Here is a 22,409-nt window from a genome sequence, read left to right as displayed (position 1 = left end):
AAAGACTTTCCGCCGCGTCCACCACGATCACCAAAACTCTTTTCGCCGCGCGGACGGTCGCCGCGTCCGCGGCCACCTTCTTCTTCGCGCGGGGAGTCGGAGCGGATCCACTCGCCTTCGGCATCCGCATGTCGCACGACGTTGCGGCGGGCTTCATCCTGCGCAGATGGTTTCTTGAACAGGCTTTCGGCTTCCGCGCGGGCGGAAGACTTGCGCTCCTTGCCGTCACGCGTCGGCCTTGCACCGGGCGCCATCCAGACATTCGCCGTGCGGCTCGTGCCAGCGGGCTGGCGTGGGCGGCGGTCGTCACCCTCATCCTCGTTGCGGCCCTTCGCGCCGAACTTACCCGCAGGTTTCGCGCCAAATTTTCCGGCGGGCTTGTCGCCGCGCTTGGTGTCGAGGCGGCCGAGCGCCTTTTCGCGACGATCCTCGGACTTGCCGCCCTTGTCGGACCGCTCCCTGCCAACAGGCGCGTCGCTCTTTGCCCATTCGGACTTCACGGGCCGCTTCGGCGCACTGTCGTCCTCGTCTTCGGTAACATTATTGTAGATCGGCGCGTCGAAATTGGCGCCAGCCTGTTCTATCAGGCGTGGGCCCAGCTGGTCGCGCAGCATGCGGCCGCGCACTTCGAGCACCTTGCCTTCGGGCAGATCGCCGAGCTGGAACGGGCCGTAGGATACGCGGATCAGGCGGTTCACCTCAAGACCAAGCGCGCCGAGCACGTTCTTGATCTCGCGGTTCTTGCCCTCGCGCAGGCCCATGCTGATCCACACATTGTGACCCTGCGTGCGATCGAGCGTGGCATCGATCGCGCCGTAGAGCACGCCATCGACGGCAATGCCTTCCTTCAGCTTGTCGAGCGCTGCCTGATCCACTTCGCCATGGGCGCGCACGCGGTAACGGCGCAGCCAGCCGGTGGTCGGCAGTTCCAGCACGCGGGAAAGGCCGCCATCATTGGTCAGCAGCAGCAGGCCTTCGGTGTTGATATCGAGGCGGCCGATGGAGAGCACGCGCGGCAGCTCTGCGGGAAGATTATCAAAGACGGTCGGGCGGCCTTCCGGGTCGGAATTGGTCGTCACCAGACCGGCGGGCTTGTGGTAGAGCCACAGCCGCGTGCGCTCGGCACCGCGAATCGGCATGCCGTCCACTTCGATCTTGTCCGACAGCGTGGCGTTGACGACGGGCGTGTCCAGCTTGACGCCGTTCAGCGACACACGGCCTTCCATGATCATGCGCTCGACGTCGCGGCGCGAGGCTACGCCAGCGCGCGCCATGATTTTGGAGATACGCTCGGGCTTGGAGCCACCAACGGTTTCCGGCAGCGGGGCTGCCTTTGCCTCGGCGGGCTTGGCGTCGCGCTGTGCGGCCGGCTTGCCTGGGCCTTTGGGCTTCTTGTCGCGGCTAAATGTCTTGCCGCCGTCACGCTTCGGCTTGTCTTTAAAAGTCATTTGCTGTTTGCCTGTTGTTTGGGCTGTCCTATCAGGTCCAAGCACAAGGGTTAAGAGGAAATTGAAACGCAATGGCCGAAAGGACGCATTTCATGGAACTGGCGCTGGCGGAAGCCCGTGCCGCGGCTGAGCGGGATGAGGTTCCGATCGGCGCGGTCGTGGTTCTGAACGGGCGCGTCATCGCCAAATCCGGCAATCGTACCCGAGAATTGCATGATGTGACGGCGCACGCCGAAATCGCCGCGATCCGCATGGCCTGCGAGGCATTGGGACAGGAACGCCTGACCGATGCCGATCTCTACGTGACGCTGGAGCCCTGCACCATGTGCGCGGCGGCGATCTCGTTTGCCCGTATCCGCAGACTTTATTACGGCGCACAGGACCCGAAGGGCGGCGCCGTGGAGAGCGGCGTTCGCTTCTTCAGCCAACCCACCTGCCACCACGCGCCCGAGGTCTATTCAGGACTGGCGGAAAGCGAAAGCGCCGACATCCTGCGGCAGTTTTTTCGCGAGAAACGTCTCGACGACTAAGAAGCCTCCAGGAGGATCAAATCTCCCGCAGTCCGCCATTGGCTTTATTGGAAGGGGTTCCACCAGCTCTTGCCGGTGCCCGCAACAGCCGCTTCTTTCTTGCGGCGCTTTTCCTTCTTCTGCTCGGGTTCGCCGAGATCGGTCAGCTGATCCTGCGGAACGCTGCGATATTCAGCCGGCGGATCGGTCAGGAACTTGCGCTGTGCATTGACGACGGAACCGCCCTGTGCTTCGGCCTTGGCCTTGCGGAAGGCTTCCCACTTCTGGCTTTCGGTCATCTGACCGGCCGTACCGTTGCCTGCAAGCAGCGGCGAGCGGTAATGCGGGTTGTTCTTGTTGGCATCCGCCTCGTCGCGCAGACGTTCGCGGGTTTCTTCCGGCGATTCGACCCATTGCGGGTTGTTTTCGCGGTTGGCCATGTTCTGCTGCGGCGTGGTCAGCTGTTCGGCGCGGGCCTGGGCTGGAACGACAAGGCCGGGGCGCGGGCCATATTTCAGGTTGCGCTTGCTCTGGTCGCCGGTGATCGAGGTTGCGTTGCCCAGGTCGTCGACGAGCTGTTCGGCCGCCGTCTTGCCCGTTCCGTAGGTCGGGCTGGTGCAGGCGCCCAGCAGCACGCCTATCGTCGTGACGCCAACAACCGTGCGAAACATGCCCAAACCCTGCGCATTACCCTGCATCGTCTTCATTGAAACCCTTCCAGCCGTCCGTCCCACTTCGCCAGACATCGTCTTTCGGCAGGCGGCAGCCCGCATTGCCGTGCAAATCCGGCCATTTTCAGGCAGGTGTACCGGATGAAGAGGCAAAGCGCAATTCATCCGGTCATTTTCATTACGAGAGTGCGGCAAGCTCACGCAGGGCCGCCGCATCGCGGGCAGAAACGTCAGGATAATCCGGATCGGACCCGACATCGGTGGTGATCCGCCACGAACGGGCGCATTTCACGCCCTCCGCCAGCTTCTGCTCGACCACAACCTTCGGCACTTCCGGCAGGCGGAAACCGTCAGCAGGGCCTTCGTCACCCACAACCGTGATGGCCGAGGTGATGCAGATTTCGGCAAAGTCCTGATCCTTCAGCGCGGCCAGCAGATCGGCGTCGGCGATGTGGACGACAGGTGCTGCCTCCAGCGAGGAGCCGATGCGCTTTTCACGGCGCTCGACTTCAAGCGCACCCGTCACGACGGTGCGGACCTTGCGGATTTTCTCCCACTTCGCTTCCAGCGCATCGTTCTTCCAGTTTGCCGGGATTTCCGGGAACTGGGCGAGATGCACCGACTCCGCATCCGGGTAGCGCGACAGCCACGCTTCTTCCGTGGTGAAGGGCAGCATGGGGGCAAGCCACGTCACCAGGCAATCGAACAGCTTGGCGATGACCGACAGGGCCGCGCGGCGCTTCAGCGACGACGGCGCGTCGCAATAAAGCGTGTCCTTGCGGACGTCGAAATAGAAGGCCGAAAGCTCGACATTGGCAAAGTCGATCAGCGCGCGGGTGATCTTCTTGAACTCGAAGCCGTCATAACCTTCGCTAACAACGCCATCCAGTTCGGACAGGCGGTGCAGCACCAGCTTTTCCAGCTCCGGCAGATCGTCATAGGCGATCTCCTCGCCCTTGTAATGGGCGAGCGTGCCGAGCATCCAGCGGATGGTGTTGCGCAGCTTGCGATAGGCATCGACATTGGTCTGGATGATGGCCTTGCCGAGGCGCTGGTCTTCCCAGTAATCCGTTGTCATCACCCAGAGGCGCAGGATATCGGCACCCGACTGGCTCATGACTTCCTGCGGGGCGACCACGTTGCCGAGCGACTTCGACTGCTTGCGCCCCTGCTCGTCCATGGTGAAACCGTGGGTCACAACGGCATTGTAGGGCGCACGGCCACGCGTCGCGCAGCTTTCCAGCAGGGACGAATGGAACCAGCCGCGATGCTGGTCGGAGCCTTCCAGATAGACATCCGCCGGCCACTTCAAGTCCGGGCGGTCTTCCAGCGTGAAGGTGTGGGTGCAGCCGCTGTCGAACCAGACGTCCAGGATGTCCATGACCTGCTGCCACTTGGCGTGGTCTTGGTCATTGCCGAGGAAGCGTTCCTTGGCGCCTTCGGCGAACCAGGCGTCCGCGCCTTCGGCCTCGAAGGCCTCGAGGATGCGGGCGTTGACGGCTTCGTCGACCAGAACTTCACCTTTCTCGTCGGCGAAGACGGCGATCGGCACGCCCCAGCTGCGCTGGCGCGACAGAACCCAGTCTGGACGGCCTTCGATCATGGCGCGCAGGCGGTTCTGGCCGGAAGCCGGCACGAAACGGGTTTGGTCGATGGCGGCAAGCGAACGGGAGCGCAGCGTGGTGCCGTCGCCCAGTTCCTTGTCCATATAGACGAACCATTGCGGCGTGTTGCGGAAGATGACAGGCTTCTTGGAGCGCCAGCTATGCGGATAGCTGTGCTTCAGACGGCCGCGGGCAAACAGGTTGTTTTCCGCGATCAGCGCCTTGATGACGCGATCATTGGCGTCACCCTTCTTGCCGTTATCGTCCATGACGCGGGCAGCACCGCCTTCGGCCGACGGGCCGAAACCGGGGGCGTCTTCGGTGTAGAAACCGTCGTCGCCGACCGTGAACGGGATCTTGGAGGAGATGCCGCGCGCTTCCAGGTCGCGCGCCTGCGCCATCCAGGCGTCAAAGTCCTCGCGGCCATGGCCGGGGGCCGTGTGCACAAAGCCGGTACCGGCATCGTCGGTGACGTGATCGCCATCGAGAACCGGAACAGGGAAGGTGTAACCCAGCGATGCCAGCGGGTGGGCGCAGGTGACAGCCGCGAGCTCTTCCGCCTTCACATCGCGCAGGCGTGTGAATTCAAGCTTTGCCTTGGCAAAGCATTCCGCTGCCAGCTTGTCTGCGAAAACGAGTTTTTCGCCCGGCTGCGGTCCGAAATCATTCGCTGCCGCCGTGACCTCGTAAAGGCCATAGGCGATGCGCGAGGAAAACGAGATAGCGCGGTTGCCCGGGATCGTCCAAGGCGTGGTCGTCCAGATGACGATCGAAGCGCCATTGAGCGCGGCAGAGCCCTCAACGACCGGGAACTTCACCCAGATCGTGTCGCTCTCGACGTCATGATATTCGACTTCCGCTTCCGCCAGCGCCGTACGTTCCACGACCGACCACATGATCGGCTTGGAACCGCGGTAGAGTTGGCCGCTCTTGGCGATCTTCAAAAGTTCGCCGGCGATACGGGCTTCGGCGTGGAAGTTCATCGTCGTGTAAGGGTTTTCGAAGTCGCCCTCGATGCCGAGGCGCTTGAACTCTTCCGACTGGACCTTGATCCAGCCGGCCGCGAACTCACGGCACTCCTTGCGGAATTCGTTGACCGGAACCTCGTCCTTGTTCTTGCCCTTGGCGCGGTAGGCTTCCTCGATCTTCCATTCGATCGGCAGGCCGTGGCAATCCCAGCCCGGCACGTAATTGGCGTCGTAACCGCGCATCTGGAACGAGCGGGTGATGACGTCCTTCAGGATCTTGTTCAGCGCATGGCCGATATGGATGTTGCCGTTGGCATAGGGCGGGCCGTCATGCAGCACGAATTTTTCGCGGCCGGCGGCCGAGGCGCGCAGCTTCTTGTAGAGGCCCATCTCCTGCCAGCGCTTCACCGTTTCCGGTTCCTTCTGCGGCAGGCCGGCGCGCATCGGAAAATCCGTCTGCGGCAGATAGAGGGTGGTGGAGTAGTCCAGTTTTTCTGCGGTGTCGCTCATAATCGTACCGTTGTTGCGCGCCGTATCGGTCGCGCGATCTCAATTGCAAAGAGGGCAAATTCGGAAAGCGCCATGTCATTCCACATGTCATGAAAGCCACATGTGATGGAAGCGCCAAAATCCCGGACCTTCCGGCTCTCTCAGAGCGGGCGGAAGGCCGGGCCAATAATTCGGCCAATCTGAACTGCAAATTTCAACCGGTATTGGGACATGGACGGTTGTTTATGCGGTTTCCCGGCAAAAAGGAAGTGAAAAGCGACGGTGATGGGCGAGCCGATGGCGGAGGGTCAGAATGCGATCTTCGCATCCAGTTCGCTGAGCGGACGCACGCCCGAAAGCATCGCCCTCGCCTCCTCTTCATCGCGCCTGATCTGGGCAACCAGCGGATCGAGCCCGTCGAACTTCAATTCGTCGCGCAGGTGGCCGAAGAAGGAGACCGAGCAGACCTCGCCATAGAGATCGCCCGAAAAATCAAAAACGAATGTTTCGAGCAGCGCTGCGCCGTTGTCCGTGACGGTCGGGCGATAACCGAAGCTCGCCACGCCGTCGCGGATCGAGCCATCAGGCCGTCGGAAGCGGACGGCATAGATGCCGGCCTTCAGCTCCGTTTCCGGCGCCAGGGCCATGTTGGCGGTGGGGTAACCCAGCGTGCGGCCGAGCTTCTGGCCGCCGATGACTTCGCTTTCCACCGTGAAACGGTAACCGAGGAGGCCCGCGGCGCCCGCCACATCGCCCTCGCACAGAAGCGAACGTATCCGGCTCGAAGAGACGACATCCGCGCCCTCGTCGCGGAAGGCATCCACCAGAGTCACGTCGAAACCGTGGCGTTTGCCGGCTTCCATCAGGAATGCCGGCCCACCTTCCCGACCCTTGCCGAAATGGAAATCGAAGCCGGTGACGACGGCGCCGGCATGCAGCCAGTCAATCAGGATGGACTGGACGAATTCTTCCGCCGAGCGCTGCGAAAACTCGCGGTCGAACGGATATTCGATGACGGAGCGGAAACCGATAGCCTCAAGGATGCGCGCCTTCAATGGCGCAGGCGTAAGACGAAAGACCGGCGTGTCGGGCCTGAACACGGAACGGGGATGCGGCTCGAAGGTCAGCACCATCGCGGGGACGCCGCGAGCTTCCGCCAGTTCAAGCGCACGATCGAGCACGGCCCGGTGGCCGCGATGCACGCCATCGAAATTGCCGATGGCGACGACGCCGCCACGAAGAGCTTCCGGCAGCGGCTCCTTTTGTTCATTGCGGTGAAAGACGGTCATGACAGTCGATCCATTCCAGCGCCAGCTGTTGATGAGGCGAGACGCCCTCAGGCCAGTCTAGGCATCCACCAGCCGGGAGAAGCACCTTGCCCCTTGAGATAGGCATTCAGAAGCGCCTCGTCCGTCTGGCCGTTCAGCGTATATTCGGCGACGTGAATGCCGCCGCTGATATAAAGAAGGTTGAGGCCGCTCGCAATCGCACCCTTCACATCCGTCGGCATGCCATCGCCGATGGCGAGAACGCGATCCTTGGCGAAAGCACCGCGCACCTCCTTGGCCGCAGCCAGGCAGGCCTCATAGATCGGTGCATGCGGCTTCCCGGCGATGCGGACTTCGCCGCCGAGCTGTTCGTAATAAGCGGCCATGGCGCCGGCGCAGGGAATGATGCGCTCGCCGCGCTCGACCACCAGATCCGGGTTGGCGCAGATCATCGGGACCTTGCGGGCGACGAAGCTCTTGAGCATGTCGGTATAATCTTCCGGTGTTTCGGTCTCGTCGTCGAAAAAGCCGGTGCAGACGACAGAGTCAGCCTCCGCTTCGCCAACCACCTCGACATCGAGGCCTTCGAGCAGCGGCATGTCTCGCTCGGGACCAAGCAGGAAGACCTTTCTGGGGCCTTCCGCTATCAGGCCGCGCGTGACGTCGCCTGAGGTGATGATGCGGTCATAGGCCTCGTCGGGCACGCCGAGCACACGAAGCTGCGCGATGACGCCAGGGGCAGGACGCGGAGAATTGGTGATGAGCACGACCGTCTTGCCGGCCTCGCGCGCGTTCCGCAGCGCAATCGCCGCATCCGGGAAAGCGCTGACACCATTGTGCAATACGCCCCAGACATCCGAAAGAATGACATCGAACCCATCAGTGATGTCGCCGAGAGTATGAATGCGGTGGGCCATGAGATGCTTTCCGGATGCGAGAAGAGGGTGTGCGTCACATCGCAAAGCGGAAGGCCGATGGCAAGGAAAAAAGCGCCGGCGCGCCGGGCTAGCAGCCGGCTGGCACAGTCCGGACACAAATGTCGCGTGGCTTCCAAACCTTCGCAACAGGCCGAAGGAATGCCGCCACAGCCTTCGCTCGGGAAGGGAAAAATTCCGTCACGGAACGCTGATAACCATAGGCCGTAAAATTTTTCAGGCAGGGCGTTCTTGACTCCGGGAGAAGCCCTCCTTATCTCGGTTGCGCTGGCACTCGACAAACGAGAGTGCTAACACCCATCAGGCGAGCTGCAAAAGCTCGCGCAGTCATTTGATCGAGGGATTAGACAATGACAAGCACCAATTTCCGCCCGCTTCACGATCGCGTCGTCGTTCGTCGCGTTGAGTCCGAAGAAAAGACCAAGGGTGGCATCATCATTCCCGATACCGCCAAGGAAAAGCCGCAGGAAGGCGAAATCGTCGCCGTCGGTTCCGGCGCGCGCGATGAGTCCGGCAAGGTCGTCGCTCTCGACGTCAAGGCTGGTGACCGCGTTCTGTTCGGCAAGTGGTCCGGCACCGAAGTCAAGATCAACGGCGAAGACCTTCTGATCATGAAGGAAGCCGACATCATGGGCATCATCGGCTGATTTCGGCCAACCCATCCTTCCTTAAATTTCAAGCCGGACCCGGTCCGGCCATTCGAAACCAGGAGTTTTGAACATGGCAGCCAAAGAAGTAAAATTCGGCCGCACAGCGCGCGAAAAGATGCTCAAGGGCGTCGACGTTCTTGCTGATGCAGTGAAGGTAACCCTCGGCCCGAAGGGTCGTAACGTCGTTATCGACAAGTCCTTCGGCGCTCCGCGCATCACCAAGGACGGCGTTTCGGTCGCCAAGGAAATCGAACTGGAAGACAAGTTCGAGAACATGGGCGCACAGCTCGTTCGCGAAGTTGCGTCCAAGACCAACGATATCGCCGGTGACGGCACCACCACCGCGACCGTTCTGGCCCAGGCCATCGTTCGCGAAGGTTCCAAGGCAGTTGCTGCCGGCATGAACCCGATGGACCTGAAGCGTGGTATCGATCTGGCCGTTGCTGAAGTCGTCAAGGACCTTCAGGCCAAGGCCAAGAAGATCAACACGTCTGAAGAAGTTGCACAGGTCGGCACGATCTCTGCAAACGGCGAGCGTCAGATCGGTCTCGACATTGCTGAAGCAATGCAGAAGGTTGGCAACGAAGGCGTCATCACCGTTGAAGAAGCCAAGACCGCTGAAACCGAACTCGAAGTCGTTGAAGGCATGCAGTTCGACCGCGGCTACCTGTCGCCCTACTTCGTGACCAACCCTGAAAAGATGGTTGCGGACCTCGAAGACGCCTACATTCTTCTGCACGAAAAGAAGCTCTCGAACCTCCAGGCCATGCTGCCGGTTCTCGAAGCTGTCGTTCAGACCGGCAAGCCGCTCGTCATCATCGCTGAAGACGTCGAAGGCGAAGCCCTTGCAACGCTCGTCGTCAACAAGCTGCGTGGCGGCCTCAAGATCGCTGCCGTCAAGGCTCCTGGCTTCGGCGACCGCCGCAAGGCCATGCTGGAAGACATCGCCATCCTGACCGGTGGTACCGTCATTTCCGAAGACCTCGGCATCAAGCTCGAAAACGTTACCCTCGACATGCTCGGCAAGTCGAAGAAGGTTTCGATCTCCAAGGAAAACACCACGATCGTTGACGGCGCTGGCCAGAAGTCCGACATCGAAGGTCGTGTTGCCCAGATCAAGGCCCAGATCGAAGAAACCACCTCCGACTACGACCGCGAAAAGCTGCAGGAACGTCTTGCCAAGCTCGCTGGCGGCGTTGCCGTCATCCGCGTCGGCGGTTCGACGGAAGTCGAAGTGAAGGAAAAGAAGGACCGCATCGACGACGCTCTCAACGCGACGCGCGCTGCCGTTCAGGAAGGCATCGTGCCTGGTGGTGGCGTGGCTCTGCTGCGTTCGTCCACGAAGATCACCGCCAAGGGTGAAAACGACGATCAGGAAGCCGGTATCAACATCATCCGCCGCGCGCTGCAGGCTCTGGTTCGCCAGATCGCAGACAACGCAGGTGACGAAGCTTCCATCGTTGTTGGCAAGATCCTCGAGAAGAACGAAGACAACTACGGCTACAACGCCCAGACCGGCGAATATGGCGACCTGATCCAGCTCGGCATCGTCGACCCGGTCAAGGTTGTTCGCACGGCTCTGCAGAACGCAGCTTCGGTTGCTTCCCTGCTGATCACCACCGAAGCCATGATCGCCGAGCTTCCGAAGAAGGACGCTCCGATGCCGGCAATGCCGGGCGGCGGCATGGGCGGCATGGACTTCTAATCAGTCCTGTCACCGGATTAAGAAAGGGCGGTCTTCGGATCGCCCTTTTTCGTTTGCTGCCGTTCGATATTGGTCTCTTTTGAGACAGACCCAATGGCGGGCCGCAATCAGCCACAAATTGGAAGATTACTGACGGTTATGCGGGCGGATGACTATTTATCGAACGTCCGCGCAAGCGGCTTCCAGCTTTCTGGGGGCCTTTGTCTAGTTGGACCAACCGGCCGCTTCGGGTTCGATGTCCGGCAGGCACGTTCGACTGCGGCTGGCGGACATACTTGCGCCTTCTGGCTTTCAGGATCAGGATCAGGAGCAAGGTCAGGTCAGTGGCTTTTCCTGTTTCCGGGCCTGGAGTGACGTTGCTTCTATTCTTGAGCCCGTCCAACGCGGAGGGCTTGACCGTTCACAAAATAAAGACAATTTGTCTTCTATTGTTCATCTTTCTTGGCGAAGGATTTTCCGTCATTGATATCTCCAGACATTGCCCCAAACCGGCGACACGCCGATCAATTACCGGAGATTTCCATGTCCAGCAGCCAGAACGTTCTCGTTCTTATTGCCCGTATCCTGCTTTCCTTCATCTTCATCTATTCCGGCTTTGGCAAGCTGACTGATCCGGCCGGTACGGCTGGCATGATCGCCGGTGCCGGCATGCCTGCCGCAACCGCGCTCGCCTATCTGGCAGGTCTTTTCGAACTCGTGACCGGTCTTGCCATTCTCGCCGGTTTCCAGACGAAGATTGCCGCGTGGGCTCTGGCCGTCTTCTGCGTCTTCACCGGCCTCGTCTTCCACAGCGGCACCGTTGCCGTTCCCGGCTGGCCTGACCCGGCTCTCGGCTGGATCAATGCGCTGAACGGCATCATGCTGATGAAGAACATTACCCTCGCCGGCGCTTACATCCTGCTCGCTGCCTTCGGCCCCGGCGCCTATTCCGTCGATGCGAAGCGCGGTGTTGCTCTGGCCCACGCCTGATCCGAATAGACCATCAACAAAAAGGCCGCCGGAGGGATCCGGCGGCTTTTTTTGTTTATTTCTCAGACCGCCGCTTTGATGCGGGACGCGATCTCTTGCACCGCCGCATTACCTTCATGCTCCGGCTTGCGGGCGCGAACAAAACAGGCTTCCGAACGAACGATGATGCCGTCGGAGAGAATTTTCAGATGATTGGCTTTCAGCGTCGAACCCGTAGAGGTGATATCAACGATGATATCCGCCTGCCCCGCCGCCGGCGCGCCTTCGGTGGCGCCGAGGCTTTCGACGATCCTGTAAAGCTGAATGCCGTGCTGGCGCGAAAAGAACTGCTGCGTCAGCCGCCAATATTTGGTTGCGATGGCCAGCCTTCTGCCATGGCGGGCGCGGAATTCCGAAGCGACATCACCTAGATCGGCCATGCTGTCCACATCCAGCCAGATTTCCGGCACAGCGACCACGACATCAGCATGGCCGAAACCGAGACGGGCGCAAAATTCCACCTGCGCATCGGCATTGGTCAGGCCCTCACGCACCAGATCTTCCCCAGTCACGCCGAAATCCACCGTGCCTGCACCGATCTCGCGGGCGATCTCGGAGGCCGACAGGTAGGCGATCTCGATATCGTCGCGACCTTCGACGCGGCCGCGATAGGAACGATCATTGCCGACGGCCGCGACTTTCAGCCCGGCGCGTTCGAGAACAGCGGAGGAGTCTTCCTTCATCCGGCCCTTGGAGGGCAATGCGATGGTGATCATGGCTTACTCCCGCGCACCGTTTCGATGCGATCCAGCCAGAGCGAGAAGCCCACAGCCGGTATTTTTTCCTGTGCGCCGAGCAGCGTCAACAGCCGGTCGAAACGGCCGCCACCCGCGAGAACACTGTCTCCACCCGCTTCCATAACCTCGAAAACAAGGCCGGTATAATAGTCCAGCGGGCGACCGAAGGCCGCGCCATAGGTGACGGTTTCGAGGTCAACGCCAGCGTTCGAAAGAGCCGCGACACGTTTGTCGAAAGCGGAAAGCGCCCCATCCAGTTTCAGCTTCGCCTTTGTGGCAAAATCCGCCAGAACCTGCGAGGCCTGCGGTAGAGGCGCCTTCAGAGCGAGGAACTGCTTCAGCAGCGCAAAACTGTCATCCGGCAGACGTGTCGCCGCAAGGGCCAGTTTTTCCCTGAGGCGGCGGGCGATTTCCTGTGGCGAGCGGCTTGCATTGGTGGAATAGCCGGTCTCCTGCATCACCGTGTCGAGATAATCGACCAGCACCGCCTCATCCCCGGTCGCCAATAGTCCGGCGACGCGGGCATCCAGCCCGGTCATCGGCTTCGGATGCACGAGGCTTTCCAGCAGCGCATCGAGCTGCGCCATATCGCCGAAGGCCTGCACCAGCCGCTTCTGCCAGCCGAGCGGCAGGCCGAGGGCCGCCACCACCGCCTCGAACACCTGCTGGTCGCCCAGCGTGACGGCAAGCGCCCGGCCCGGCAGCAGACGCCGCAGTATCCCGGTGGCATCGATGACGGCACGCGCATCGGCGGCGGCGATATCGGTGTCACCGAGATCCTCGATACCGGCCTGATAAAACTCATTCGCGCCCTCACGGCGCTGACGGAAGACTTCACCGAGATAGGAATAACGCTTCGGCGTGCCGGTGGCGGTCTCGATATGGCGCAGACAGACGGGGATGGTGAATTCGGGTCGCAGGCAGAGGCTTGTCCCCGTCTCGCTCTCGGTCATGAAGATACGGCGGCGCAGATCCTCGCCTGCCATATCCAGAAACGGTTCAGCGGGCTGGATCACAGGCGTGTTCACGCGGCTCGTACGGCGCGCAGCGAATTCTTCCAGTAGCTCTCCGGCAAATTCCGGCATGTCGATTAGGGGCATGGAACGGTACTTTTCGTCACGGTTCGAGCGGCTGCATCATTTCGATGCGGTTTCCGAAGGGATCATGGACATAAAACCGGTGATACCCTTCCAGCGGCTCATCCTCAACCACATGGCAGCCCGCTGTTTCAAGTGTTTTTCGCAAGGTTGCGAGATCATCGACTAGAAACGCCGGATGGGCTTTTTTCGCCGGTCGGAAATCCTGCTCGACGCCCAGGTGCAGTTTTGTCGAACCCCGGCTGAACCAACAGCCGCCGCGCGCACCCAGATTGACAGGTTTTGCCTGCTCCACAAAGCCGAGCAGGCTGCCGTAAAAAGCCCGCGCCTCTTCTTCGCGGCCGGCTGGCATCGCCAGTTGAACATGGTCGAGCGCAAGGATTCCCATGGCTTCAGCGCCCTTCGGTGGCGCGGCGAACGTCCTCTGCCTGATGCTCCAGAATCTCGCGGACCTTTGCCACCAGCTCGGCCTCCGGCACGCTGACCTGGGCCACACGCGCCTCGCGCCAGCTGGCATTGTCCTCGATCTCGCCGGAGAGGCGCTTGCCCTCGATCAGGTCCTTGATCTGCACCACGCCTTCGGCGCGCTCTTCACCGCCCTGAATAATGGCGATGGGGGAGCCGAGGCGGTCGGCATATTTCAGCTGGTTGCCGAATTTCTTCCAGTTGCCCTGGTACATTTCGGCGCGGATGCCTTCAGCGCGCAACGCCTGCGTGAAGCGCTGGTAACGGCCCATGCTCTCCACATCACCATCCATGACGGTGATGAGAACAGGAGCGAGCGGCTTGACCTGTCCGAGCTTGCCGAGGTTCTTCAGCGCCGTCATCAGCCGAGAAACGCCAATGGAGAAGCCCGTGGCCGGAACCGGCTGGCCCATGAAGCGCGAAACGAGGCCGTCATAGCGACCGCCGCCGCCGACGGAGCCGAACACGACCTTTTCGCCCTTTTCATTGGTGACGTCGAAGGTGAGCTCGGCCTCATAGACCGGGCCGGTGTAATATTCGAGGCCACGCACGACGGATGCCGTGAACCAAATGCGGCCCGGCCCATAGCCAGCACTCCTGCAAAGCGTGAGCATCTGCTCCAGCTCGTCCACACCCTTATTGCCAGTCTCCGAATCACCTACAGCCTCACGCCAAGCGCGTATTGACATTGCGTCCGATGGGAACACATTCTCACCCGGGAAATTCGTAATTGGCGAAACCTCACCAGCCTCACTTGCAGTCTCCGATATTTCAAGTGAAGCCTCATGGTATCCGGTGGTGACATAGCGCAAGACACGATCGATATTTTGATCATCCAGCCCCGCACCCTTGGTAAAGTCACCGGACTCGTCCTTGCGGCCGGGACCGAGCAGCAGCTTCACGCCTTCCGGGCCGAACTTGTCGAGCTTGTCGATGGCGCGCAGCACGTTCAGACGACGACCGGCATTCTCCTCGCCGCCGAGGCCGATGGCTTCCATGACGCCGTCGAGCACTTTGCGGTTGTTGACTCGGATGACGTAATCGCCGCGCTTGATGCCAAGCGCTTCCAGCGTATCGGCCATCATCATGCACATTTCGGCATCGGCCTGCACGCCGGCTGCACCCACCGTATCGGCGTCGAACTGCATGAACTGCCGGAAGCGGCCAGGGCCGGGCTTTTCGTTGCGGAAGACGTAACCGGCGCGATAGGTGCGGTATGGCAGTTGGATTTCGTTGAAGTTCTCAGCGACATGACGGGCGAGCGGTGCGGTCAGATCGTAGCGCAGGCTCATCCACTGGTCGTCGTCATCCTGCAGCGAAAACACGCCTTCGTTCGGGCGGTCGCTATCGGGCAGGAACTTGCCGAGCGCATCGGTATATTCGAACTGCGGCGTTTCGATCGGGTCGAAGCCATAGAGCTCATAAACCCTGCGGATCTTGTCGATCATCTCGTCGGTGGCATGGATATCGGCAGCCGAGCGGTCCACGAAGCCACGCGGCAGGCGGGCTTTCAGTTTCTGAGGCTTTTTTGCTTTTTCGCTCATGATGCCGATCCGATATTTTCCTGAAATTATGCCGGTGTTAAAGCGCGCCGCGCTTTAAATTCTGTTTTTTACGCATGTCTTTGTCCCAAAACCGCTGCGCACTTTTGGGAGACATGCTTTAGAGGATGAAGCCCGGTGCGGCAAGCCGCAAAGGCTCCGGTTTTATTGGCTTCTGAAAGCAAGCGATGCTATGTGGGATGCGTGTATCCCGCTTCAGTCGGAAAGGACGCGAGCAATGAGCAAACAGACGGCCATCCGCCTGCCGGACGAGACCTATGAGCGGCTCAAGGCGCTGTCTGAGCGCACCGGCCGCACATCCGCCTATTATATCCGCGAGGCGATCGAGAAACATATCGAGGATATGGAAGACCTCTATCTTGCCGAAGAGGCAACGCGGCGCATCCAGCGCGGAGAATCGAAGGTTATAAGCGCCGCGGAGTTCTGGCGTGATCTGGACAATTGAATATCACACGCTTGTCCAGAAAGAGATGCGCAAGATAAATCCGGAAGTGCGCCGGCGTATCCGCAGCTTTCTCCATGAAAGGCTGGCGGCGCTGGACGACCCGCGCCAAACCGGCGCGGCCCTTCAGGATTCCGAACTCGGGAATTTCTGGCGCTACCGGGTGGGCGATTACCGCATCATCTGCGATATACAGGACCACAAGCTGGTCGTGCTGGTGGTCGAAATCGGCCATCGTCGCGAAATTTACCGTTAGGCATTCATGATCCTCGAAGCCCTGCAATATGCCGCCACCCGCGCGGTGACGCCGAAAGAATTCCGGCCGCATGTCCGCTATTCCGTCAATCTCTGGGCACGCGCCAACCGCTGCGCCGCCGCCTGGGCGGAGCATGAAAACAACAGCCGGCAATTCCTGCTGCAATCGACACGAAAGCTGAAGCAGAGGCGGACGGCCGTGGTGCTGGGGTCCGGCCTGCTGCGGGATGTGCCCTATGATGCGCTGGTAGCGATGTTCGATACCGTCGTTCTGGTCGATCTGGTGCATCTCGCCAGCGTGCAGGCGAAGCTTCGTTTCAATGCCAAGAAAAACGTCCGCATCGCCAATCGCGATCTCTCCGGATTCGATGACCTCATGGCCGGACGACCGGCGGAACCGCTCGATTTCCTGCGGCGCGTGCCCTATCTCGATTTTGTCGTCTCGACCAACCTGCTGTCGCAGATCGGCACCGGTGCGCGGCACCGGCTGGAGCGGGAGACATTTACGAACGCGCCTGATGATCTCCTGCCAAGGCTCATTCACACGCATCTCGATGCACTGGCCGGTCTGCCCTGCAAGGTCTGCCTGGTGACGGACACGGCCTTCGATGTCATCGACAAGGACGGAAGCGTGCAGCAGCACGAAGATTTGATGCATGGCGTCGAGATTAACGCACCTGCTGTCGCGTGGGACTGGCCGCTTGCACCCTTGGGGGAGGAAAGTCGGGCTTATCGCATCGTGCATCATGTCATTGCGCGGGAAATGACATGATCGCCACACGCCTTGCATCTAGAGCCTACAACCCCGCAAGACCGGCCTTGTAGTCCTCCGAAGCCGCCCGGCTGAGGCGCTCCAGTTCCATCGCCGCCCGGCTGGTGTGGCGTTCCTTGTGGCGCAACAAAGCGAAATTGCGGGCGGGTAGATCGATCCCTGAGCGGACCAGCAGTCCCTGCCGCAGGAACAGGGATGCGACGGAGGAAGAGACGGCGGTTGCCGCACCGCCGGAACGAGCCGCCATCACCACCGCCTCATTGGATGGCAATTCCAGCATGACGGACAACTCCGCGGGGTCCACCCCCATCTGCCGCACCGCCGCCTCAAAGGCGGAGCGCGTGCCGGAGCCCTGCTCACGCAGAACCCAGGACGTGCCATGGAGCATGTCGAGCGCGGTGAGATACCGACCGTCGGCAAATGGATGGGCCGAACCGGTGACGACCAGCAGTTTGTCAGACACAACGGGCTGCACCATCAATGCCGGCTCGTCGATCTTGCCTTCGATGAAACCGACCTCCGCCAGCCCCTCCAGCACGGCCTGCGTTACCGTCCTGGTATTGCCGATATCCAGCCGGACCGTAACGCCGGGATAGAGTTTTTTGAACTGCATCAGGATCGGCGGCAGCCAGTAGCTGGCAATGGTCTGGCTGGCGCAGACGGTGATTTCGCCCCGCGTCAGCCCGCCCATTTCCGAGAGGATCAACTCGGCATTGCGCACACGCGCCAGCGTGGCCCTGGCTTCGCCTAGAAACGCACGGCCACTTTCGGTCAACTCGATATTGCGGCCGACGCGGTGGAACAACTCGACATTATAAAAGGCCTCAAGATTTTTGATGGCGGAGCTGACGGCGGAGGCTGTCAAACCGATGGCTTCGGCGGCCCTTGTCAGATGCTCGCGTTCGGCAACAGCGATGAAGATGCGGAGTTGTTCAAAGGTCATAGTCATTCATTCGATTATATCGAACGATATATGCCATATTATTTGATGGAATAAAACAGGCAGCTGCGGCAGGGTTTGCCCATGGCACACCATCGCACCCTCGCTCACCCCGTCCAATTTTCGCTTCGCTGGCTAACCTCGCTTTTGCCGGGAATTGTCATCTGCGCGGCGGTCAGCTGTGCCGCCATTCTGGCGGAGCGCTTTCAGGTGCAGCTTGCGGGCCACGCGTGGCTTGGCGATCTGGTGCTTGCCATTCTGATCGGCACGCTTGTGCGTTCGCTGGTGTCGCTGCCTTCAGTCGCTTCGGCCGGCATTAAATTCAGCGCAAAGACACTGCTTGAAATCGCGGTGGCGCTTCTTGGCGCGTCTCTCAGCCTCTCCATCCTCAAGGGCGCCGGCGGTCTGCTGATTGGCGGCATTGCGCTGATCGTGGCGCTGTCGCTGGTCGTCAGCTATGCAGCCGGGCGGATGCTGGGATTGCCGCCCAAGCTTGCGACGCTGATTGCCTGCGGTAATTCCATCTGCGGCAATTCCGCCATAGCCGCTGCGGCGCCCGCCATCGGCGCGAAACCGGAAGACGTCGCAGCCTCGATCGCCTTCACCGCGGTTCTTGGCGTCGCTGCCGTCCTTTTGATGCCGTTCCTGCCGCAGTTGCTCGGGCTTGATGCCACCCAATACGGCATTTTCGCCGGGCTCACGGTTTATGCCGTGCCGCAGGTGCTGGCCGCGACCGCACCGCTTGGAGCCGTGGCCGTGCAGACGGGCACCATCGTCAAGCTCATCCGCGTGCTGATGCTGGGACCTGTGATTGCCGCCCTTTCCGTTATCCACGGCCGGTCGGACACGGGAGGCCTCAAGCTTCAACAGATGGTTCCGTGGTTCATAGTCGGTTTCATTTTGATGATCATGGCCCGCTCCTTCGGCCTTATCCCCGGGGTCCTGCTCTCTCCTATCGCCTCGGTCTCCAACATTCTCACCATCATGTCGATGGCGGCTCTGGGTCTGTCGGTCGATATTCGTAGCCTGCGCCATGCCGGCGGCAAGGTCATCATCGCGGCAAGCCTGTCGCTGCTGCTGCTGGGAATTCTGAGCTTCGGTCTGATCGTGTTGACCCAGACAGCCTGACTTGAGGTCGACCGTTATTTCCCGGCGCTGACCGTTAGAGTGTAATGCGCCCCTAGCCCGCGGCGCGGCGAACCCAAAATGAGCGTCGGGCGGATGAGCCACTCCGTGTCAGCTTTCGGCGTCAAAGTCGCGATCTTGCCCTGGGAATCGCTGAAGAAGATCGCATCCTCATCCGGCGTCGAAAAATCGAATATCGCCATCAGAACGAATTCGCTTGAGGCGGCAAGCTCGATCTTCACCGTCTCACCCGCCTTCACCTTCAGGCGATAGACATCGCCGCGCCCGCGCCGGGTCCAGCCATCGAGCTTCAGCGGTCCGGCGGGCGGCAGCGCCACTTCTTTCAGCCTTTCGCCGTCGTCGAGCCAGATGCCGTCGACATTACGTGCTTCGGCAAAGGATGGATGTGGCAGCGCGGCGACAGACATCGTGAGCGCCAGGAGAAGGGCGGTTACCTTCATGGACGTACAAACTCCCGCCGCATGACCTCTATCGGCTGGCGGCAATGACAGCCTTCGATATGATCGTTGACCATACCCATGGCCTGCATGAATGCATAGACGGTTGTCGGGCCGACGAAGGTCCAGCCCCGCTTTTTCAGATCCTTGGAAAGACGGATGGATGCGGCGCTGGTGGGGTTGGCCCTTAACGTCGCATAGTCCAGCCTTTGCGGCCTTTCTGCGGCGGAGGGTTCGAAGCCCCAGAAATATCGGGCGAGCGAGCCGAACTCATCGCGCAATAGTACGGCGCGGCGGGCATTGTTGATGGTCGAAACGATCTTGCCGCGATGGCGGATGATGCCCTTGTCAGCAAGGCAGCGCTCGACATCTGCCTCCTCGAACTCCGCCACTTTTTCAAACTCGAAATTGGCGAAGGCACGACGAAAGGCCTCGCGCTTGCGCAGGACCGTCAGCCAGGAAAGGCCGGATTGAAACCCTTCGAGGCAAATCTTCTCGAACAGGCGGCGATCATCGGTGACGGGATAGCCCCATTCCTCGTCGTGATAACGGCTGTAATCGTCCAGCCCCTGTTGCCAGAAACACCGGACAAGGCCGTCAGCCCCCGTTTCAAGTCCCGCTTCAACCATTCCTGAAACCACCCTTTTTCACCACCGTCCACAGGCGCGCAACGAGCCCACTTACCACTCATTCACCACGTTTCAAAACCGCCTGCTAACCCTAGAATCAGCTTTCTTTAATCAAGCGCTTTTTAATGAACAGCCATTTACGATTCGCTGGCGTCAAGGTGCGAACGTGTCCGGCAAAGCGGGAGAATTCCCGCAGGTGCATAGTTGCGATATCCCGCAGAGAGAGTCCACCCGATGACGATGAAGTCCGTTTTTCTGGCGCTGAGCCTCGTTTCCACCCTCGCCGTACCGGCGGCGATCGCCAATGAACGGTATCGCGAGCGTCCGCCGGTCGTCGTCAGCCCGGACCTCTCGGCGCCCTGGGTCACTCAGCTCGGTGGCCGCGGCAACGTTCGCCCCGTCGTCTATCCGCGCGCACCTGCCGCACGCCAGCCGTTCTTCCAGCAGCGTCAAACGGCCATGCCGCAGCGCCCCAGTTCCGGCGTCACATCACAACGCCCGGCGCGGGTGCAGAATGCAGCGGTCCGTCCCAATGCACCAGTGCGCACCCAGATCGCGCCGCAATTCCTGCCGCAGATCGTGACCTACCAGACCACACAAAAGCCCGGCACCATTGTCATCGATACGCCGAACCGCTTCCTTTATCTCGTGCTTGCCGATGGCAAGGCTCGGCGTTACGGCGTCGGCGTCGGCAAGCCCGGTTTCGAATGGGCCGGAACCCACAAGGTGACCCGCAAGGCGGAATGGCCGAGCTGGACACCGCCGAAGGAAATGATCACCCGCGAGGCCGCCAAGGGCCATTACCTGCCGGCGTTCATGGAAGGCGGCCCGGCCAACCCGATGGGCGCGCGCGCCATGTATCTCGGCTCGACGCTTTACCGCATCCACGGCACAAACCAGCCCTGGACAATCGGCAGCAACAATTCTTCCGGTTGCATCCGCATGCGCAATGAGGATGTCACCGATCTTTACGAGCGCGTGAACGTCGGAACCACCGTCATAGTGATATGATCGCAACGGTGGCGTTAATATGCCTGCCTGCAGCCGCCGTGGCAGCGCGTCACGCTTGAATTGTCGTCCCGGAGCGATACAATCGCTACTAGATTGATTTTGCGAGACTTGGCGGGGGACGCCAGGCGCCGGACCTCTCTTAAAGGATGATGGAACGGCCTTGAAACGGGTGGTCAACTGACCGCCCGTTTTTCGTTTTAGGCCAAAGTTTTCCAGTAGATAGCGAAGCCCGGCTCGCAGAAGAGACAAAGGGAAACGCAGGGCTAAAGGGCCGAAAGCCTCGCCGGCTTCGGACCGCCATAGGCCCAGTCCAGCAGCTCTACCGTGTGCAAGATGGGCATGTCCGTGCCGGTTCCGATCTGCGTGATGCAGCCGATATTGCCTGTCGCGATGACATCCGCACGTGTGGCCTCGATGTTCTTCACCTTGCGCGCCTTCAGCTTGTCGGAAATCTCCGGCTGCAGGATGTTGTAGGTTCCAGCCGAGCCGCAGCACAGGTGCCCTTCCGCCGGATCACGCACGGTGAAACCCGCAGCCTTCAGCAATTGCTTCGGCGCCATCGTGACTTTCTGGCCATGCTGCATGGAGCAGGCGGAATGATAGGCAACCGTCAGCCCCTGACTTGGCTGTTGCGGCAGATCAAGCGAGGCGAGATATTCGGTAATGTCCTTCGCAAGCGCGGAGACTCGTGCGGCCTTTTCGGCATAGGCCGGATCGAGCCGCAGCATGTGGCCGTAATCCTTGATGGTGGTGCCGCAGCCGGAAGCGGTGATGATGATGGCGTCCAAGCCGCCATGCTCCATCTCCCGTGTCCAGACATCCACATTGCGCCGCGCCGAAGCCAGCGCCTGCTCCTCCCGGCCCATGTGGTGCACCAGCGAGCCGCAGCAGCCCTCACCCTTCGGCACTACGACCTCAACACCAAGCCGCGCGAGCAGGCGCAGGGTCGCCTCGTTGATGCCGGGGTCGAGCACGGGCTGGGCGCAACCGGTGAGTATGGCGACGCGCCCGCGCTTTTCACCGTCGGCTGGTCTCACGCCCGGGCTTGCGGATGCGGAAGTCGCCGGAATGGAGGCAGGTGCAAGGGCGAGCATGGATTGCAGAGGCTTTAGCGCCGGTGCTTTGGCGAACAATCCGGCAAAAGGCCGCGCCATGCGAGCGAGATGCAGGGCAAGGCGGAAACGGGCGGGGTGCGGCAGGATGGCAACCAGCAGATTCCGGATCAACCGATCCCAAAAGGGGCGCTTGTATGTCTGTTCGATATGGGTGCGGGCATGATCGATCAGATGCATGTAGTCCACGCCGGAGGGACAGGTGGTGGTGCAGGCAAGGCAGGAAAGACAGCGGTCGATATGGGTGACGACCTCTCGGTCGGCCGGACGGCTGTTTTCCAGCATGTCCTTGATGAGGTAGATGCGGCCGCGCGGGCTGTCCAGCTCGTTGCCAAGCGTGACATAGGTGGGACAGGTGGCGGTGCAGAAGCCGCAATGCACACATTTGCGCAGGATTTTTTCGGATTCCGCCACATGCGGATCGGCCAGCTGCTCAGGCGTGAAGGATGTTTGCATGGTTCAGACGGCCCTTTCCATCGTCACGGCCATCTTGCCGGGATTGAAGATGCTCACGGGATCGAGCTTCTCCTTGATACGGGCGGAAAGCAG

General features: G+C 60.8%; 22 protein-coding genes. 9 read left to right on the top strand and 13 right to left on the bottom strand.

Annotation, left to right across the window (positions count from 1 at the left end):
• On the bottom strand, positions 1-1,448 hold a 1,448-nt coding region (locus ACUTJJ_RS19575; protein WP_445543161.1), incomplete at its 3' end, for a pseudouridine synthase.
• 71 nt (positions 1,449-1,519) lie between these two features.
• Between ACUTJJ_RS19575 and ACUTJJ_RS19570 the strand changes: the two genes are divergently transcribed.
• On the top strand, positions 1,520-1,978 hold the full coding sequence (locus tag ACUTJJ_RS19570) for a nucleoside deaminase (protein ID WP_445543160.1): 459 nt from the start codon (positions 1,520-1,522) through the stop codon (positions 1,976-1,978).
• 44 nt (positions 1,979-2,022) lie between these two features.
• Here ACUTJJ_RS19570 and ACUTJJ_RS19565 read toward each other — a convergent pair whose 3' ends face one another.
• The 4 genes from ACUTJJ_RS19565 to ACUTJJ_RS19550 all read right to left on the bottom strand — a co-directional run bounded on the left by ACUTJJ_RS19565 (position 2,023) and on the right by ACUTJJ_RS19550 (position 7,874).
• On the bottom strand, positions 2,023-2,664 hold the full coding sequence (locus tag ACUTJJ_RS19565) for a hypothetical protein (RefSeq protein ID WP_063947710.1): 642 nt from the start codon (positions 2,662-2,664) through the stop codon (positions 2,023-2,025).
• A gap of 142 nt (positions 2,665-2,806) precedes the next feature.
• The gene (ileS, locus tag ACUTJJ_RS19560; RefSeq protein ID WP_445543159.1) at positions 2,807-5,710 is read right to left on the bottom strand and encodes an isoleucine--tRNA ligase; all 2,904 of its coding nucleotides are present in this window, start codon (positions 5,708-5,710) and stop codon (positions 2,807-2,809) included.
• 287 nt (positions 5,711-5,997) lie between these two features.
• A complete protein-coding gene (locus ACUTJJ_RS19555) occupies positions 5,998-6,978 on the bottom strand; it encodes a bifunctional riboflavin kinase/FAD synthetase (protein ID WP_445543158.1) in 981 nt (326 codons plus the stop codon).
• 47 nt (positions 6,979-7,025) lie between these two features.
• Complete coding sequence (locus ACUTJJ_RS19550) at positions 7,026-7,874, bottom strand: TIGR01459 family HAD-type hydrolase (RefSeq protein WP_445543157.1); 849 nt, start codon at positions 7,872-7,874, stop codon at positions 7,026-7,028.
• A gap of 368 nt (positions 7,875-8,242) precedes the next feature.
• Here ACUTJJ_RS19550 and groES point away from each other — a divergent pair, with 368 nt between their 5' ends.
• The 3 genes from groES to ACUTJJ_RS19535 all read left to right on the top strand — a co-directional run bounded on the left by groES (position 8,243) and on the right by ACUTJJ_RS19535 (position 11,216).
• Positions 8,243-8,539, top strand: a complete 297-nt coding sequence (gene groES, locus ACUTJJ_RS19545) for a co-chaperone GroES (protein ID WP_063947705.1) — start codon at positions 8,243-8,245, stop codon at positions 8,537-8,539.
• 73 nt (positions 8,540-8,612) lie between these two features.
• A complete protein-coding gene (groL, locus tag ACUTJJ_RS19540; protein ID WP_063947704.1) occupies positions 8,613-10,247 on the top strand; it encodes a chaperonin GroEL in 1,635 nt (544 codons plus the stop codon).
• Between the two features lie 522 nt (positions 10,248-10,769).
• The gene (locus ACUTJJ_RS19535) at positions 10,770-11,216 is read left to right on the top strand and encodes a DoxX family protein (RefSeq protein ID WP_063947703.1); all 447 of its coding nucleotides are present in this window, start codon (positions 10,770-10,772) and stop codon (positions 11,214-11,216) included.
• A 62-nt stretch (positions 11,217-11,278) separates the two neighbouring features.
• Here the strand turns inward: ACUTJJ_RS19535 and hisG are convergent, their stop codons facing one another.
• The 4 genes from hisG to hisS are packed head-to-tail and all read right to left on the bottom strand — an operon-like array spanning position 11,279 to position 15,098.
• The gene (hisG, locus tag ACUTJJ_RS19530) at positions 11,279-11,971 is read right to left on the bottom strand and encodes an ATP phosphoribosyltransferase (RefSeq protein WP_063947702.1); all 693 of its coding nucleotides are present in this window, start codon (positions 11,969-11,971) and stop codon (positions 11,279-11,281) included.
• Entirely contained in the window at positions 11,968-13,092 is a 1,125-nt protein-coding gene (locus ACUTJJ_RS19525) for an ATP phosphoribosyltransferase regulatory subunit (RefSeq protein ID WP_144575698.1), read from the bottom strand. The genes hisG and ACUTJJ_RS19525 overlap by 4 nt, the downstream gene beginning before the upstream one ends.
• Before the next feature lie 16 nt (positions 13,093-13,108).
• On the bottom strand, positions 13,109-13,477 hold the full coding sequence (locus ACUTJJ_RS19520; protein ID WP_296065209.1) for a VOC family protein: 369 nt from the start codon (positions 13,475-13,477) through the stop codon (positions 13,109-13,111).
• A gap of 4 nt (positions 13,478-13,481) precedes the next feature.
• Positions 13,482-15,098 carry a histidine--tRNA ligase gene (gene hisS / locus ACUTJJ_RS19515; RefSeq protein ID WP_445543156.1) on the bottom strand — a complete coding sequence of 539 codons (1,617 nt, stop codon included), beginning with the start codon at positions 15,096-15,098 and terminating at the stop codon, positions 13,482-13,484.
• A 235-nt stretch (positions 15,099-15,333) separates the two neighbouring features.
• On the opposite strand from hisS, the gene relB reads away from it, so the two are divergent.
• From relB to ACUTJJ_RS19500, 3 genes are read left to right on the top strand one after another with little or no spacing between them, the layout of a single operon-like run.
• Entirely contained in the window at positions 15,334-15,561 is a 228-nt protein-coding gene (gene relB, locus ACUTJJ_RS19510; RefSeq protein WP_445543155.1) for a type II toxin-antitoxin system RelB family antitoxin, read from the top strand.
• Positions 15,545-15,814, top strand: coding sequence for a type II toxin-antitoxin system RelE family toxin (locus tag ACUTJJ_RS19505; protein WP_445543154.1), 270 nt, complete (start codon positions 15,545-15,547; stop codon positions 15,812-15,814). Before relB ends, ACUTJJ_RS19505 begins: the two co-directional genes overlap by 17 nt.
• A gap of 6 nt (positions 15,815-15,820) precedes the next feature.
• Positions 15,821-16,585: a hypothetical protein gene (locus tag ACUTJJ_RS19500; protein ID WP_445543153.1), complete on the top strand. Its 765-nt coding sequence runs from the start codon at positions 15,821-15,823 to the stop codon at positions 16,583-16,585.
• Positions 16,586-16,610: 25 nt separating this feature from the next.
• On the opposite strand, the gene ACUTJJ_RS19495 is transcribed toward ACUTJJ_RS19500, so the two are convergent.
• Positions 16,611-17,528, bottom strand: a complete 918-nt coding sequence (locus ACUTJJ_RS19495) for a LysR family transcriptional regulator (RefSeq protein ID WP_144575705.1) — start codon at positions 17,526-17,528, stop codon at positions 16,611-16,613.
• An 81-nt stretch (positions 17,529-17,609) separates the two neighbouring features.
• On the opposite strand from ACUTJJ_RS19495, the gene ACUTJJ_RS19490 reads away from it, so the two are divergent.
• Positions 17,610-18,653, top strand: a complete 1,044-nt coding sequence (locus ACUTJJ_RS19490; protein ID WP_445543152.1) for a YeiH family protein — start codon at positions 17,610-17,612, stop codon at positions 18,651-18,653.
• Between the two features lie 14 nt (positions 18,654-18,667).
• Here the strand turns inward: ACUTJJ_RS19490 and ACUTJJ_RS19485 are convergent, their stop codons facing one another.
• Positions 18,668-19,111 (bottom strand): hypothetical protein, encoded by a 444-nt coding sequence (locus ACUTJJ_RS19485; protein ID WP_209089543.1) that lies wholly within the window; start codon positions 19,109-19,111, stop codon positions 18,668-18,670.
• Complete coding sequence (locus ACUTJJ_RS19480) at positions 19,108-19,737, bottom strand: DNA-3-methyladenine glycosylase I (protein ID WP_063947692.1); 630 nt, start codon at positions 19,735-19,737, stop codon at positions 19,108-19,110. Before ACUTJJ_RS19480 ends, ACUTJJ_RS19485 begins: the two co-directional genes overlap by 4 nt.
• A gap of 234 nt (positions 19,738-19,971) precedes the next feature.
• Between ACUTJJ_RS19480 and ACUTJJ_RS19475 the strand changes: the two genes are divergently transcribed.
• Positions 19,972-20,748, top strand: a complete 777-nt coding sequence (locus ACUTJJ_RS19475; protein ID WP_063947691.1) for a L,D-transpeptidase — start codon at positions 19,972-19,974, stop codon at positions 20,746-20,748.
• Positions 20,749-21,011: 263 nt separating this feature from the next.
• On the opposite strand, the gene glcF is transcribed toward ACUTJJ_RS19475, so the two are convergent.
• Complete coding sequence (gene glcF / locus ACUTJJ_RS19470) at positions 21,012-22,316, bottom strand: glycolate oxidase subunit GlcF (protein WP_445543151.1); 1,305 nt, start codon at positions 22,314-22,316, stop codon at positions 21,012-21,014.
• Positions 22,317-22,409 lie beyond the last annotated feature (93 nt).

It is taken from the genome of Agrobacterium sp. DKPNP3 (genome assembly GCF_052686535.1).
The sequence above is the reverse complement of the archived record's forward strand: the minus strand, read 5'-3'. Positions and strand labels throughout refer to the sequence as shown.

What these genes read in the sequence shown, in the direction of transcription:
- ACUTJJ_RS19570 (WP_445543160.1), top strand. Translation starts at nt 1,520, where the DNA reads ATGGCCGAAAGGACGCATTTCATGGAACTGGCGCTGGCGGAAGCCCGT.
- ACUTJJ_RS19565 (WP_063947710.1), bottom strand. Translation starts at nt 2,664, where the DNA reads ATGAAGACGATGCAGGGTAATGCGCAGGGTTTGGGCATGTTTCGCACG.
- ileS (WP_445543159.1), bottom strand. Translation starts at nt 5,710, where the DNA reads ATGAGCGACACCGCAGAAAAACTGGACTACTCCACCACCCTCTATCTG.
- ACUTJJ_RS19555 (WP_445543158.1), bottom strand. Translation starts at nt 6,978, where the DNA reads ATGACCGTCTTTCACCGCAATGAACAAAAGGAGCCGCTGCCGGAAGCT.
- ACUTJJ_RS19550 (WP_445543157.1), bottom strand. Translation starts at nt 7,874, where the DNA reads ATGGCCCACCGCATTCATACTCTCGGCGACATCACTGATGGGTTCGAT.
- groES (WP_063947705.1), top strand. Translation starts at nt 8,243, where the DNA reads ATGACAAGCACCAATTTCCGCCCGCTTCACGATCGCGTCGTCGTTCGT.
- groL (WP_063947704.1), top strand. Translation starts at nt 8,613, where the DNA reads ATGGCAGCCAAAGAAGTAAAATTCGGCCGCACAGCGCGCGAAAAGATG.
- ACUTJJ_RS19535 (WP_063947703.1), top strand. Translation starts at nt 10,770, where the DNA reads ATGTCCAGCAGCCAGAACGTTCTCGTTCTTATTGCCCGTATCCTGCTT.
- hisG (WP_063947702.1), bottom strand. Translation starts at nt 11,971, where the DNA reads ATGATCACCATCGCATTGCCCTCCAAGGGCCGGATGAAGGAAGACTCC.
- ACUTJJ_RS19525 (WP_144575698.1), bottom strand. Translation starts at nt 13,092, where the DNA reads ATGCCCCTAATCGACATGCCGGAATTTGCCGGAGAGCTACTGGAAGAA.
- ACUTJJ_RS19520 (WP_296065209.1), bottom strand. Translation starts at nt 13,477, where the DNA reads ATGGGAATCCTTGCGCTCGACCATGTTCAACTGGCGATGCCAGCCGGC.
- hisS (WP_445543156.1), bottom strand. Translation starts at nt 15,098, where the DNA reads ATGAGCGAAAAAGCAAAAAAGCCTCAGAAACTGAAAGCCCGCCTGCCG.
- relB (WP_445543155.1), top strand. Translation starts at nt 15,334, where the DNA reads ATGAGCAAACAGACGGCCATCCGCCTGCCGGACGAGACCTATGAGCGG.
- ACUTJJ_RS19500 (WP_445543153.1), top strand. Translation starts at nt 15,821, where the DNA reads ATGATCCTCGAAGCCCTGCAATATGCCGCCACCCGCGCGGTGACGCCG.
- ACUTJJ_RS19495 (WP_144575705.1), bottom strand. Translation starts at nt 17,528, where the DNA reads ATGACCTTTGAACAACTCCGCATCTTCATCGCTGTTGCCGAACGCGAG.
- ACUTJJ_RS19490 (WP_445543152.1), top strand. Translation starts at nt 17,610, where the DNA reads ATGGCACACCATCGCACCCTCGCTCACCCCGTCCAATTTTCGCTTCGC.
- ACUTJJ_RS19485 (WP_209089543.1), bottom strand. Translation starts at nt 19,111, where the DNA reads ATGAAGGTAACCGCCCTTCTCCTGGCGCTCACGATGTCTGTCGCCGCG.
- ACUTJJ_RS19480 (WP_063947692.1), bottom strand. Translation starts at nt 19,737, where the DNA reads ATGGTTGAAGCGGGACTTGAAACGGGGGCTGACGGCCTTGTCCGGTGT.
- ACUTJJ_RS19475 (WP_063947691.1), top strand. Translation starts at nt 19,972, where the DNA reads ATGACGATGAAGTCCGTTTTTCTGGCGCTGAGCCTCGTTTCCACCCTC.
- glcF (WP_445543151.1), bottom strand. Translation starts at nt 22,316, where the DNA reads ATGCAAACATCCTTCACGCCTGAGCAGCTGGCCGATCCGCATGTGGCG.